Origin of the sequence: Rahnella aquatilis CIP 78.65 = ATCC 33071 (genome assembly GCF_000241955.1) — a bacterium.
In the GTDB taxonomy this organism is placed as follows: Bacteria; Pseudomonadota; Gammaproteobacteria; order Enterobacterales; family Enterobacteriaceae; genus Rahnella; species Rahnella aquatilis.
On sequence record NC_016818.1, the window covers coordinates 1,547,664 to 1,560,916 of the forward strand.

Annotated in this window: 11 protein-coding genes; 7 read left to right on the plus strand and 4 right to left on the minus strand. The window is 52.7% G+C overall.

The window, feature by feature from the left end:
- Positions 1 to 143: 143 nt before the first annotated feature.
- From fghA to ptrR, 3 genes are read right to left on the minus strand one after another with little or no spacing between them, the layout of a single operon-like run.
- Positions 144 to 1,001, minus strand: a complete 858-nt coding sequence (fghA, locus tag RAHAQ2_RS07095; RefSeq protein WP_015696573.1) for an S-formylglutathione hydrolase — start codon at positions 999 to 1,001, stop codon at positions 144 to 146.
- 11 nt (positions 1,002 to 1,012) lie between these two features.
- Entirely contained in the window at positions 1,013 to 2,137 is a 1,125-nt protein-coding gene (locus RAHAQ2_RS07100; protein ID WP_015696574.1) for an S-(hydroxymethyl)glutathione dehydrogenase/class III alcohol dehydrogenase, read from the minus strand.
- 44 nt (positions 2,138 to 2,181) lie between these two features.
- Complete coding sequence (ptrR, locus tag RAHAQ2_RS07105; protein WP_015696575.1) at positions 2,182 to 3,111, minus strand: putrescine utilization regulator PtrR; 930 nt, start codon at positions 3,109 to 3,111, stop codon at positions 2,182 to 2,184.
- A gap of 199 nt (positions 3,112 to 3,310) precedes the next feature.
- Here ptrR and RAHAQ2_RS07110 point away from each other — a divergent pair, with 199 nt between their 5' ends.
- The 7 genes from RAHAQ2_RS07110 (at position 3,311) to mglC (ending at position 11,970) form a co-directional block, all read left to right on the plus strand.
- The gene (locus RAHAQ2_RS07110; protein ID WP_015696576.1) at positions 3,311 to 4,438 is read left to right on the plus strand and encodes a YbfB/YjiJ family MFS transporter; all 1,128 of its coding nucleotides are present in this window, start codon (positions 3,311 to 3,313) and stop codon (positions 4,436 to 4,438) included.
- A gap of 125 nt (positions 4,439 to 4,563) precedes the next feature.
- Positions 4,564 to 5,229: a GTP cyclohydrolase I FolE gene (gene folE, locus RAHAQ2_RS07115; RefSeq protein WP_015696577.1), complete on the plus strand. Its 666-nt coding sequence runs from the start codon at positions 4,564 to 4,566 to the stop codon at positions 5,227 to 5,229.
- Positions 5,230 to 5,476: 247 nt separating this feature from the next.
- Positions 5,477 to 6,631 (plus strand): DUF418 domain-containing protein YeiB, encoded by a 1,155-nt coding sequence (yeiB, locus tag RAHAQ2_RS07120; RefSeq protein ID WP_015696578.1) that lies wholly within the window; start codon positions 5,477 to 5,479, stop codon positions 6,629 to 6,631.
- 270 nt (positions 6,632 to 6,901) lie between these two features.
- On the plus strand, positions 6,902 to 7,933 hold the full coding sequence (gene galS / locus RAHAQ2_RS07125; RefSeq protein WP_015696580.1) for an HTH-type transcriptional regulator GalS: 1,032 nt from the start codon (positions 6,902 to 6,904) through the stop codon (positions 7,931 to 7,933).
- A 250-nt stretch (positions 7,934 to 8,183) separates the two neighbouring features.
- On the plus strand, positions 8,184 to 9,182 hold the full coding sequence (gene mglB / locus RAHAQ2_RS07130; protein WP_015696581.1) for a galactose/glucose ABC transporter substrate-binding protein MglB: 999 nt from the start codon (positions 8,184 to 8,186) through the stop codon (positions 9,180 to 9,182).
- A gap of 226 nt (positions 9,183 to 9,408) precedes the next feature.
- Entirely contained in the window at positions 9,409 to 10,941 is a 1,533-nt protein-coding gene (gene mglA, locus RAHAQ2_RS07135) for a galactose/methyl galactoside ABC transporter ATP-binding protein MglA (protein ID WP_015696582.1), read from the plus strand.
- 18 nt (positions 10,942 to 10,959) lie between these two features.
- Complete coding sequence (mglC, locus tag RAHAQ2_RS07140; protein WP_015696583.1) at positions 10,960 to 11,970, plus strand: galactose/methyl galactoside ABC transporter permease MglC; 1,011 nt, start codon at positions 10,960 to 10,962, stop codon at positions 11,968 to 11,970.
- A gap of 153 nt (positions 11,971 to 12,123) precedes the next feature.
- Here mglC and sanA read toward each other — a convergent pair whose 3' ends face one another.
- The gene (gene sanA, locus RAHAQ2_RS07145; RefSeq protein ID WP_015696584.1) at positions 12,124 to 13,047 is read right to left on the minus strand and encodes an outer membrane permeability protein SanA; all 924 of its coding nucleotides are present in this window, start codon (positions 13,045 to 13,047) and stop codon (positions 12,124 to 12,126) included.
- Between the last annotated feature and the right edge of the window lie 206 nt (positions 13,048 to 13,253).

A 13,253-nucleotide genomic window follows, 5' to 3' on the forward strand; every position in this document is an offset into this window, starting at 1 on the left:
AGGGGAGGGTTGGGGTGGGGTATTAAGGTCAAAATCCATAAGTTGGTGTGCTCTGACCGGGGGTTAGCCCTTAAAACCCCCTCCCAGCCTCCACCTTCGCAGGGGGAGGAGCAAAGCCAAACCCTTGTTGCATCAGCAGAATGTCAGACTTCAGAGTGCAAAAACTCCGCATGGAATCTCAGGTGATCTTCCACAAATGACGCAATCGTAAAGTAACTGTGATCGTACCCAGGCTGAACCCGCAGTTGTAACGGCCAGCCGCGTTGTCGGGCGATCTCCGCCAGTTTTGCCGGTTGCAACTGATCTGCCAGGAACTGATCGCTATCGCCCTGATCGACTAAAATCGGGAACGGTTTTTGACCGGCTGGCAACGCACTCAGCAGGTGACAACTGTCGTATTGCAGCCACTGACTTTCGTCATCCCCCAGATACGCGCTGAACGCTTTACGTCCCCACGGTACCTGCGCCGGATTGACGATTGGCGCAAACGCTGATACTGAACAGAAACGTTGCGGATTACGTAACGCCAGCATCAGCGCACCGTGGCCGCCCATCGAGTGACCAAAAATGGACTGACGATGGCTGACATTAAAATGCCCGCTGATCAGCGCAGGCAGTTCATCAAGCAGATAATCGTACATGCGGAAATGCGCAGCCCACGGGGCCTGCGTGGCGTTCAGGTAAAAACCTGCTCCCTGACCGAGGTCATAACCGTCATCGTTGGCGACACCTTCACCGCGCGGGCTGGTATCCGGCATCACCAGGATCACGCCGAGTTCTGCCGCGACGCGCTGCGCTCCGGCTTTGATCGTGAAGTTTTCGTCATTACAGGTCAGACCCGACAGCCAGTACAGCACTGGCGGCGGCGCGTCGTCAGGCGCCGGCGGCAGATAAATGCTGAACGTCATACTGCAATTCAGGCTCTCAGAGGTATGGCGGTAGCGCTGCTGCCAGCCGCCAAACATCCGGTGTTCTTCGAGTAGTTCAATCGAGCTGCTCATTGACACATTCCTTACTTATTAAAATGAATCACCGTACGGATAGATTTGCCTTCATGCATCAGGTCAAAGGCCTGGTTGATTTCTTCCAGCGGCAGGGTGTGGGTGATGAAATCATTCAGGGCGAATTCGCCGTCCAGATAACGTTGTACAATGCCCGGCAACTGGCTGCGGCCTTTCACGCCACCGAAAGCAGAACCACGCCATACGCGGCCGGTGACCAGCTGGAACGGGCGGGTGGAGATTTCTTCGCCTGCACCGGCCACGCCGATGATGACAGATTCACCCCAGCCTTTGTGGCAGCATTCCAGTGCTGAACGCATCACGTTCACGTTACCGATACATTCGAAGGAGAAGTCCACGCCGCCGTCGGTCATTTCGACGATCACATCCTGAATCGGCTTGTCGAAGTCTTTCGGGTTGATCAGATCGGTTGCACCGAGTTTACGTGCCAGATCGAATTTGCTGGTGTTCAGATCGACACCGATGATGCGGCCTGCGCCAGCCATCACCGCGCCGATAATCGCAGAAAGACCAATACCGCCGAGACCAAAGATAGCTACGGTGTCGCCTTTTTTCACTTTAGCGGTGTTGATAACCGCGCCCATACCGGTGGTCACGCCACAACCCAGCAGACACACTTCTTCCAGCGGCGCTTCTTTATTGATTTTCGCCAGTGAAATTTCAGGGACCACGGTGTATTCGGAGAAGGTCGAGGTGCCCATGTAATGGAAAATCGGCTTGCCGTCTTTGAAGAAACGCGTGGTGCCGTCCGGCATCAGACCTTTGCCTTGTGTAGTACGGATCGCCTGACAAAGGTTGGTCTTGCCGGATTTACAGAACTTACACTCGCCACATTCCGGTGTGTACAGCGGGATCACGTGGTCGCCCACGGCCACGCTGGTCACACCTTCGCCGACCGCTTCCACTATGCCGCCGCCTTCATGGCCGAGGATCGCCGGAAAAACGCCTTCCGGATCTTTTCCGGACAGCGTGTAAGCATCAGTATGACAAACACCGGTGGCGACAATACGCACCAGCACTTCGCCTTTTTGCGGTGGCATCAGATCCACTTCTTCAATAGACAGAGGTTGATTCGGGCCCCAGGCGACAGCCGCACGTGTTTTGATCATTTGCATTTTTTAGCTCCAGTCAGGTGTTTTTTACTTATTCGGTTTTTAATTTAATAAGTCGGATGCAACGCCGGATCAGGTTCCCCGGCGAGCGGATGTTTCAGTAACGGGATCACCCCGTCATTTTGTTCGATGATCAGTTCTTTCAGCGCCCGGACATTCGGGCTGAACGCGTCCCGGCGCCAGATAAGCCAGGTGGCGGTATCGGCGAACTCATCCGGGATTTCGTGAATTTCTACCCGCTCGTGGCCGGGCAATTGTTCCAGCACAGAACGCGGGATCATGGCGATACCCGCACCGCTGGCGACACAGGCCATCATGGAATGATAGGACTGAATCTCCAGCGTGCTGGCGACCGGCACACTCATCTGTTTGATCCAGCCCTGTAAACGCTGGCGGTATGAACAGCTGGGGCGGAAGGCAAAAACGGTATGTCCGCTGCGACCGGCGGGCGCTTCCAGCGGTGATTCGCCCGGCGGGGTGATCACCACCATCCGCTCACGAAAAGAAATACAGCCGTTGATGTCGTCAAAATCGATCGGGCCATCAACCAGTGCTGCAGCGAGACGTCCGGCACGGACGCTGTCAATGGTTTCACCGGACGTGGCCGTCACCAGCGACAGCGCCACCTGCGGAAACTTCTGATGATAGGCCGCCAGCAATGTCGGCAGACGTGTTGCCGCCGTGCTTTCCATCGAGCCCAGCGCAAAATTCCCGGCCGGTTCACCGGCATGCATGATGCTCATCGCCTCGTCGCTCAGGGCCAGAATGCGCTCGGCGTAGTTAAGGAAGTTGTGACCCATGGCGGAAAGGCGGATGCGCTGCTTCTCGCGGATAAACAGATCGGTGCCCAGTTCGAGTTCGAGCTGGCGCAGGCGGGTGGTCAGGTTCGACGGAACGCGATGCAGTTGCTCTGCCGCACGCGCCAGCGAACCGGTTTCCGCTACGCAGCAAAACATCCGTAACTGAGTGAGATCCATGATGGGTTCCTGTGTTCTCTAATCGTAAGCAAGTTGGTTTGTATTATTCAGTTTCCGTGATTGTATCCATAAGGCATCATAGCGACAACTTCCAATTCACTTTCTTTTAAGAAATCTGCTGTTTTCGGCGACAGGCTTTGAGTATGTTTACTTATTGTTTCTAATATGTTGCATTGCAGTTTCTTTTGACGGAGCAATTATGGCTTTTCGTATTGCGCTAAGTGGTTTTCTGGCTTTTGTCGTCGCGATGGGCATCGGGCGCTTCGCCTTCACGCCGCAGGTTCCTTTAATGATAGCTGAACATCAGTTCAGCCTGACCGGCGCGGGACTGGTCGCCGCGTTCAACTATCTCGGTTATCTGTGTGGCGCGTTTGATGGCATGCGTGCCAGCAAACATCTTGAACGCCGTTTGTGGCTGGGCGTGTGGGGCGGGGTGATCCTGACATTACTGTCGGCGGTGATTTCCGGCGAAGTGCTGCACAGCATCGTGCGCTTTATGATTGGCTGGACCAGCGGCTGGGCGATGGTGATGGTCTCGGCGTGGTGTAACGAACGATTAGCGCATTATGGCCGTCCGGCAATGAGTGCCGCGGTGTTTGCCGGGCCGGGCGCGGGGATTTTCCTCAGCGGCATGTTAGCGGTGGGTATTCACAGTTTGCAGCTCACTTCAGCGCAGGCGTGGTGCGTTTATGGTGTACTGGCGCTGATTTTCGTGGCGATCATTACCCCGAATCTGCCGCGAAAAGGCGATTTACACCGGTCGCATATGGCGACAGAACCGCTGGTAATGACGCCTGCGCTCAGGAGGCTGGTGTGGAGTTATAGTCTGGCGGGCTTTGGTTACATTCTGCCCGCGACATTTTTATCGCAGATGGCGAGTGCCCGTTTCCCTGACAGCCTGTTCGCGCAGTTTGTCTGGCCGGTGTTTGGTGGCGCGGCGGTTATCGGCATTGTCATCGGTATTCTTACCCGTCATTGTCTGACCACGCATACCCGTCTGGCGCTGACGTTATGGATCCAGGGGCTGGGGATTTTATGTGCGGAAGTGGTGCCGGGCGTCAGTGGTCTGGTGCTCGGCGCGTTACTGACCGGCGGGGGGTTCCTCAGCGTGGTGCAATTAGCCTTACAATACAGCCGCGAGCTGGCACCCAATCACAGCCGTTATATGGCCGGGTTGCTGACGACCGGTTATGCCGTTGGCCAGTTATTCGGCCCGCTTCTCTCGGCCATTTCTACCGCGCTGACGCATCGTCTGGAACCCGCGCTGTACGTGGCACTGGCCGGTTTTATTATCGCCGGTGCGCTGGTGGTTCGCCACAAACGATAACTTGCAGCTATTTCATCCATCATGAAAGACAATCACTGGATTCTGAACGGGCTCTCCACTACAGTAAGCCACCTCACTTTAGCGTGATCTGCGTCAAAGTGATTACATCTGCCGGAGAAGAAAGCATGTCAACCCTGAGTAAAGAAGCCATTTTGGTTCACGAGGCCCTGTTAGCCCGTGGTCTGGAAACCCCACTGCGTGAAGCTTTGCCGATCGACAACGAAACGCGCAAGCAGCGGATCCAGGAGCATATGACCGGCATCATGCAGCTTCTCAATCTGGATCTTTCCGATGACAGTCTGGCGGAAACGCCGCACCGCATCGCCAAAATGTATGTGGATGAAATTTTCTCCGGACTTGATTACGCCAACTTCCCGAAAATCACCGTCATTGAAAATAAGATGAAAGTGGATGAAATGGTCACCGTGCGCGATATCACCCTGACCAGCACCTGCGAACACCATTTCGTGACCATCGACGGTAAAGCAACCGTGGCGTATATCCCGAAAGAGACTGTGATTGGCCTGTCGAAAATCAACCGCATTGTGCAGTTCTTTTCACAGCGTCCGCAGGTTCAGGAACGTCTGACCCAGCAGATCCTCGTTGCCCTGCAAACCCTGCTCGGCACGACCAATGTCGCGGTTTCCATTGATGCGGTGCATTACTGCGTGAAAGCGCGCGGTGTGCGTGATGCGACCAGTGCGACGACGACAACCTCTTTGGGCGGATTATTTAAATCCAGTCAGAATACGCGACAAGAATTTTTAAGAACCGTCCGCCATCCGTCGTAAATAAAGCCGCAGCGGTGTTCGCTGTGTTCGTAGACCCGAATCACTGACATCAGTCAGCTCATCGGCTTTGTGAGCCTCTTCCTTGAGGCTCACCCTTCGGGCCAGCGCAGGCGCTGTTCAAATCGGTTCCCGACCAATTTGTCCTCGCTGGCTGCCTTGCTGCAACTTCATTTACCTGGAGGGTAGCCACCCTGATTTTCTTCCCTTATTCTTAAATATCTCAATAATCTTCAAAAGGAATGTCAGGGTGCGCTCACGTATTGCCACGCTCGACTTTGCCCGTGGTCTCGCCATTTTTGGCATTCTTCTGCTCAATATCAGCGCCTTCGGTTTACCGAAAGCCGCCTACCTGAATCCGGCGTTTGCCGGAACGCCTTCTGTTTCCGATACCTGGACATGGGCGGTGCTTGACGCCGTGGCGCAGGGCAAGTTCCTGATGATGTTTGCCATGCTGTTTGGCGGCGGTCTGTATTTATTACTGCCACGCGGTAAACCCTGGATCCAGGCGCGGCTGTCGATTTTATTATTGTGCGGTTTTCTCCATGCCACCTTGTTATGGGACGGCGATATTTTGCTGTCTTACGGGCTGATTGGTCTGGTGTGCTGGCGAATGGTACGGGAAGGGCGCAGCAGCCAGTCGCTGATTTCAACAGGCATCATTTTGTATCTTATCGGCGTGGCGGTGCTGGCGATGCTGGGATTGATTACCCCGCCAAAGCCCGGCAGTTTCTGGCTGCCGGGGCCGGCGGAAATTCAGTATGAACAATACTGGCGGCTCAAAGGTGGCTGGGAGGCGATTCAGAACCGGCTCGATTTGCTGTCGTCCAGTTTGCTGGCGATCGGCGCGCAATACGGTTGGGAACTGGCGGGCGCGATGCTTATAGGTTCCGGCCTGATGCGCAGCGGATGGCTGAAAGGCGAGTTTCGTCCATCGCATTACCGACAGGTTGCCGCCGTATTGTTACCGCTTTCATTACTGATTCAGATCCCGGCGATTTATCTGCAATATCGTACCGGCTGGGACTACCGCTGGAGCGGTTTTCTGTTGCAGGTGCCGCGTGAAATTGGCTCGGTGATGCAGGCGGTGAGCTATCTGGCGCTGTGTTACGGCTTCTGGCCGCTGATCTCCCGCTGGCGCGTGACGCACTGGATTTCACAGACTGGCCGCATGGCGCTGACTAACTATCTGTTGCAGACCGTCATCTGTACCACCTTCTTTAACGTCTTCGGCTTCTACCAGCATTTCGACCGGCTGCAACTGGTGGCGCTGGTGCCGCTGATCTGGGCCTGTAATGTGCTGGTGACAGTGCTGTGGTTGCGTCATTTCCGGCAGGGGCCGGTGGAATGGCTGTGGCGAAAACTGACCGTCAAAGCCTCCGGCGTTGAACTGAAAACGGCCTGAACCTGATGTCATTACATCATCCTAAATTATAGATTTGGGATGAAGGTTGCAGATTTGTATGTAAACGTTTTCTTTCCTGTGACGAGATTCACGCAGGTGTTTTCGCAAAATGTTTAGGATAGCGGTCGTGCCTCTCCGACGACCACTACACTAAAAAAGGAAACGCCATGCGCACTTCACCTCGCTTCTCTTTGTCTGGTTTCTTTACCTCCTGGGTCAAAAATTTCCGTATTCCTCCGTACCATTCTCTGGCTGATCACGGAGCGACGCATGGTCACAATTCGTGATGTTGCCCGGCTGGCGGGGGTTTCTGTCGCCACCGTGTCACGTGTTCTGAACAATCCGTCTATCGCCAGCAAAGAGGCGCGCGAGCATGTGTTACAGGCTGTCGCCACGCTGGGATACCGGCCCAATGCCAATGCGCAGGCACTGGCCACGCAAAGCAGCGATACCATCGGCGTTGTGGTTATGGATGTGTCAGATCCGTTCTTCGGCGCACTGGTGAAAGCCGTTGATACCGTCGCGCAGCAGCATCAGAAATACGTCCTGATAGGTAACAGCTATCATATTGCCGAAAAAGAAAGGCACGCCATTGAGGTTCTGATCCGTCAGCGCTGTAACGCACTCATCGTGCATTCTAAAGCGCTGGGGGATGACGAGCTTTCGCAATTTATGGATCAGGTGTCAGGGATGGTGCTGATCAACCGCGTGATTCCGGGCTACGAACACCGCTGTGTCTGGCTTAACAACGTCAGTGGCGCGGAAATGGCAACCCGCCTGTTGCTGTCGCAGGGGCATCAGCGCATCGGTTACATCGGTTCAAGTCATGGCATCGAAGACGATTTGCAGCGTTATCAGGGTTACGCACAGGCAATGATGCAGGCACATCAGAGCGGTGACGCGCCCCCTGCCGCATGGCGTGCGCAAAGTTCGCCGGATCTGCAGGGCGGGGAAGCGGCGATGGTCGAACTGCTCGGGCGCAATCTGCACCTCAGCGCAGTGTTTACCTACAACGATTCAATGGCAGCAGGGGCGATGGCGGTGTTGAAAGAAAACGGAATTAACATTCCTGATGACTTTTCGCTGATCGGTTTTGATGACATTCCGATTGCCCGTTATACCAGCCCGAAAATGACCACCGTGCGTTATCCGATCGTTTCCATGGCGACACTTGCCACCGAACTGGCTTTAAAAGGTGCAGCAGAACAGCTAGCTACGGGCGTTTCGCATTGTTTCATGCCCACGCTGGTCAGACGCCATTCGGTTGCACCCTGGCAAAATGTGGCACCCGTCACTTATTGATCAAATAACGCGATGTAACCGTTTTCAATCTGTGAGAACTTTCACAGTTTATTAACATCGCGCGCATTATGATTCATTCGTTTTCAATATGATTCAATTTGGGTCCGGTTTGCCGGACTTGTTTCACAGCGAGTCAGGACGTTATAAGTCAAGGATGGCAGGCACCCACAATCATGACGTGGAGCTGTACTGCTCCCGCAGGGATTTCCGGTGCCAAATTCTGTAACACCCTACATAACCGGAGATACAAATGAATAAGAAGGTCTTCACCCTGGCGACTCTGGCTGCAAGCATGATGTTCGGTTTTGCCGCGCATGCTGCTGATACTAAAATCGGCGTCACCATCTACAAATATGACGACAACTTCATGTCCGAAGTTCGTAAAGCCATTGAGAAAGATGCGAAAGCGACCCCAGATGTGCAACTGCTGATGAATGACTCGCAAAACAGCCAGTCTACCCAGAATGACCAGGTTGACGTGATGCTGGCGAAGGGTGTTAAAGCGTTGGCCATTAACCTGGTTGACCCGGCTGCTGCCCCGGTAATCATTGAGAAAGCCCGCGGTGCTGGCATTCCTGTCGTTTTCTATAACAAAGAACCTTCCCGTAAAGATTTAGACAGCTATGACAAAGCCTACTACGTCGGGACTGACTCTAAAGAGTCCGGCGTTATCCAGGGTGAGCTGATTGCTAAACACTGGAAAGCTAACCCGGCCTGGGATCTGAACAAAGACGGCGTGATCCAATACGTGCTGATCAAAGGCGAACCGGGCCATCCGGATGCTGAAGCGCGTACTAAATACGTCATCAGCACCCTGAACGGCAAAGAAGGCCTGAAAACGCAACAGCTGCAACTTGATACCGCGATGTGGGATACCGCACAGGCGAAAGACAAGATGGATGCATGGTTGTCCGGCCCTAACGCTAACAAAATCGAAGTGGTTATTGCCAATAACGATGCCATGGCAATGGGTGCTGTAGAAGCGCTGAAATCCCATAACAAAACCAGCATTCCGGTATTTGGCGTGGATGCCCTGTCAGAAGCGCTGGCACTGGTGAAATCTGGTGCAATGGCCGGTACCGTGCTGAACGATGCAAACAACCAGGCGAAAGCCACGTTTGATCTGGCGAGAAACCTGGCTGACGGTAAACCCGCCGCTGAAGGGACTAACTGGAAACTTGAAAACAAAGTTGTTCGTATTCCTTACGTCGCCGTGGATAAAGACAATCTGTCTTCCTTTGTGAAATAAGAATACGACAGCAGCAGTAAAGACAGACAGCAATAAAAAACAAAGCTAAGCAGTGGCAAAAATAATTGCGGTTAAGCCGTAAATAAAGACTAAGTATGATTAGACGTTAATGCTTATCTGACAGGACGTCATGTCGCTCTGCGTGTGGTGCGTTTACCGGCTGCACGCAGGGCTGACATCAGGTATTAATACACCCGTTTATTTTTATCTTTAGCCAGGTATAACTATGGCCGATAATTCGTTATCTGACACAACACAAAAACCGGACGAATTCCTTCTGGAAATGAGTGGCATCAATAAATCATTTCCTGGCGTCAGGGCGTTAGATAATGTGAATTTAAAAGTGCGTCCACATTCCATTCATGCCCTGATGGGTGAAAATGGCGCCGGTAAATCCACATTATTAAAATGCCTTTTCGGGATATACAGCAAAGACTCCGGTACCATTCTTTTTCAGGGACAGGAAGTTAATTTTAAAAGTTCGAAAGAAGCGCTTGAACAAGGCGTGTCGATGGTCCATCAGGAACTAAACCTGGTGTTGCAACGTACGGTCATGGATAACATGTGGCTGGGACGTTATCCGACCAAAGGACTTTTTGTCGATCAGGACAAAATGTACAAAGACACCAAAGCGATTTTTGACGAACTGGACATTGATATCGACCCGCGTGACAAGGTCGGTAAGCTGTCCGTTTCACAGATGCAGATGATCGAAATCGCCAAGGCGTTTTCCTACAATGCAAAAATCGTCATTATGGACGAACCGACGTCCTCGCTGACGGAAAAAGAAGTGAACCATCTGTTCACCATCATCCGTAAGCTGAAAGATCGTGGCTGCGGCATTGTGTATATCTCTCATAAGATGGAAGAAATTTTCCAGTTGTGCGATGAGATAACCATCCTGCGTGATGGCCAGTGGATCATTACCCAGCCGCTGGAAGGTCTCGACATGGATAAAATCATTTCCATGATGGTCGGCCGCTCACTGAGCCAGCGTTTCCCTGACCGCCAGAACGTACCGGGTGAAGTCATCCTCGAAGTACGCAATCTGACTTCGCTGCGTCAGCCTTCAATCCGCGATATTTCCTTTGATTTACATAAGGGGGAAATCCTCGGGATTGCCGGTTTAGTCGGTGCAAAGCGTACTGATATCGTCGAGACGTTGTTTGGCATCCGCGAGAAAGTCGCCGGAACCATTAAATTACACGGCAAAAAAATTAATAATCACAGTGCCAATGAAGCCATTAACCATGGTTTTGCACTGGTGACGGAAGAGCGTCGTTCAACCGGTATTTATGCGTATCTGGACATCGGCTTTAACTCGCTGATTTCCAATATTCGTCAATATAAGAATAAAGCCGGTTTACTCGACACCGCCCGGATGAAAAGCGATACCCAATGGGTTATTGATTCCATGCGGGTAAAAACGCCGGGACATAAAACCAGCATTGGTTCATTGTCAGGCGGGAATCAGCAAAAAGTCATTATCGGGCGCTGGTTGTTAACCAACCCTGAGATATTAATGCTGGACGAACCGACGCGCGGCATTGATGTTGGCGCTAAGTTTGAAATTTACCAGTTAATCACCGAGTTGGCGAAAAAAGAGAAGGGGATCATTATTATCTCCTCTGAAATGCCGGAGTTGCTGGGTATTACTGACAGAATATTGGTTATGAGTAATGGACAGGTTGCGGGTATTGTTGAAACCAAAAATACTTCGCAGAACGAAATATTACGCCTGGCTTCCTTGCATCTCTAATTTTTAAGGGTTCTTATTATGAAAGCATTAAATAAGAAAAGTTTTCTCACTTATTTAAAAGAGGGTGGGATTTATGTGGTATTGCTGGTTTTACTGGCCATTATTATCATCCAGGATCCCAGCTTCCTCAGTCTCGTCAACTTAAGTAACATTCTTACCCAGTCTTCCGTGCGCGTTATTATTGCACTGGGCGTGGCGGGGCTTATCGTCACGCAGGGTACTGACCTGTCAGCCGGGCGTCAGGTGGGCTTAGCGGCGGTTGTCGCGGCCACCATGTTGCAGGCGATGGATAACGTCAATAAAGTCTTCCCGCATCTGGAAGTGGTGCCTATTCCGCTGGTTATTCTGACCGTGTGTATTGTTGGCGCGTTAATTGGTTTGCTGAACGGTATTATTATCGCTTACCTGAACGTCACGCCGTTTATTACCACGCTGGGTACCATGATTATCGTCTACGGGATTAACTCTCTGTATTACGATTATGTCGGTTCTTCACCGGTGGCAGGCTTTGACCCGGGCTTCTCCCAGTTTGCACAGGGCTTTATCCATTTAGGGGGCCTGAAACTTTCCTATATTACCTTCTACGCACTGATTGCGATCGCCTTTGTCTGGGTGTTGTGGAACAAAACCCGCTTCGGTAAAAACATCTTTGCTATCGGTGGTAACCCGGAAGCCGCGAAAGTTTCCGGCGTTAACGTCCCGTTAAACCTGATCATGATTTATGCATTGTCTGGTGTGTTCTACGCGTTCGGCGGTTTGCTGGAAGCGGGGCGTATCGGCAGTGCGACTAACAACCTCGGGTTTATGTACGAACTTGATGCCATCGCAGCCTGTGTGGTCGGCGGCGTGTCCTTCGCGGGCGGTGTGGGTTCTGTGGCAGGGGTAGTGACCGGGGTGCTGATTTTCACCGTCATCAACTACGGCCTGACCTACATCGGCGTGAACCCTTACTGGCAGTACATCATCAAGGGCAGCATCATCATCTTCGCGGTGGCGCTGGATTCCCTGAAGTACGCCAAGAAGAAATAAGCTATCAGGCAGTAAAACAAAAGGCCGCTTATGCGGCCTTTTTTGCTGTCGTAAATTCAGAACCGGACTGCTCCCTCCCCTGCGAAGGGGAGGGCTGGGGTGGGGAGGCGCTAAAGGCCAAACCCTTTCGCAGGGGAGGGAGCAGTCGGGTTTTCACTGCTGGAAAGGATTTCTGCCTGCCGGCTTTGCCGGTTCGGGTTTTGCGGTCGGCTCAACATCTTCCGTTTCATCCTGTGCGGCGTCATTGGCTTCCTGTTCTGCTTTCAACCTGGCCGCTTCGTCTGCCGCAGCTTTGTCTGCTGCGGCCTTTTCCGCCGCCGCCTTATCAGCAGCGGCTTTGGCAATGGCGGCTTTCTTTTCGGCTTCCAGTTGCTGTTGTAATGCCAGTAGCTGCTCCGGTGTTACAGCCGGATAGCCCTGGGCATCGTCCGGAATGGTGTGTACCGCGGGAATGGGGATCAGCGGGCCGAGGAAGCGGGGTTCACGTTTAAGCAGATACAAATCTGTCAGCGCGCCGATGCGGGCGAAGATCTCGCGGCTGCGTACGCTGAGCATATTCTTCGGCGAAGGGACGGCGAAACATTGTGCCTGAATGCCCATGTGCAGCGCGATAAACAACGCCCGTTCGCAGTGGAAACGCTGGGTGATGATAATGAAATCGTTGGTATCGAAGACTTTGCGGGTCCTGACAATGGAATCGAGCGTGCGGAATCCGGCGTAGTCGAGCACGATATCACTGGCAGGAATACCGGCGGCGATCAGGTCGCGGCGCATGGTGCTCGGCTCGTTATAACTTTGCTGCGCATTATCGCCGCTCAGCAGCAGATATTTCACCTTGCCGCTGTTGTAGGCGTTAATCGCGCCCTGGATACGATACAGGTAATACTGATTAATGACGCCGGTGCGGTAATACTTCGCGGTGCCGAGCACCACGCCGACCTGGCGGTGCGGCAGAGTCTGCACTTCATCATAAATGTAGGGCTGGGTGCGTATGCTTATCCACTGATCAAGCCCAATAGCGACCGCCAGCATCAGAATAATGATGCCGAAAACGCCAGCGATGAGTCGCTTAATCATAGGTATCCCTGTTATGACCGGATGGAAATCGGATCCAAGGCTACTTTACCTCTTCGGGGTTCGCAATACGTTGGGCTCTGCATCCACAGGCTTCGCAGGTTTTTTCAGCACTTTTCAGTGAATTACTTCTTAATCTGCGCGACGGGCTGCAATTTGAACGAAAAAAAAGACCAATGCGCAAAGCATTGGTCTGGATCATAGTCTGA

What these genes read in the sequence shown, in the direction of transcription:
- fghA (WP_015696573.1), bottom strand. Translation starts at nt 1,001, where the DNA reads ATGAGCAGCTCGATTGAACTACTCGAAGAACACCGGATGTTTGGCGGC.
- RAHAQ2_RS07100 (WP_015696574.1), bottom strand. Translation starts at nt 2,137, where the DNA reads ATGCAAATGATCAAAACACGTGCGGCTGTCGCCTGGGGCCCGAATCAA.
- ptrR (WP_015696575.1), bottom strand. Translation starts at nt 3,111, where the DNA reads ATGGATCTCACTCAGTTACGGATGTTTTGCTGCGTAGCGGAAACCGGT.
- RAHAQ2_RS07110 (WP_015696576.1), top strand. Translation starts at nt 3,311, where the DNA reads ATGGCTTTTCGTATTGCGCTAAGTGGTTTTCTGGCTTTTGTCGTCGCG.
- folE (WP_015696577.1), top strand. Translation starts at nt 4,564, where the DNA reads ATGTCAACCCTGAGTAAAGAAGCCATTTTGGTTCACGAGGCCCTGTTA.
- galS (WP_015696580.1), top strand. Translation starts at nt 6,902, where the DNA reads ATGGTCACAATTCGTGATGTTGCCCGGCTGGCGGGGGTTTCTGTCGCC.
- mglB (WP_015696581.1), top strand. Translation starts at nt 8,184, where the DNA reads ATGAATAAGAAGGTCTTCACCCTGGCGACTCTGGCTGCAAGCATGATG.
- mglA (WP_015696582.1), top strand. Translation starts at nt 9,409, where the DNA reads ATGGCCGATAATTCGTTATCTGACACAACACAAAAACCGGACGAATTC.
- mglC (WP_015696583.1), top strand. Translation starts at nt 10,960, where the DNA reads ATGAAAGCATTAAATAAGAAAAGTTTTCTCACTTATTTAAAAGAGGGT.
- sanA (WP_015696584.1), bottom strand. Translation starts at nt 13,047, where the DNA reads ATGATTAAGCGACTCATCGCTGGCGTTTTCGGCATCATTATTCTGATG.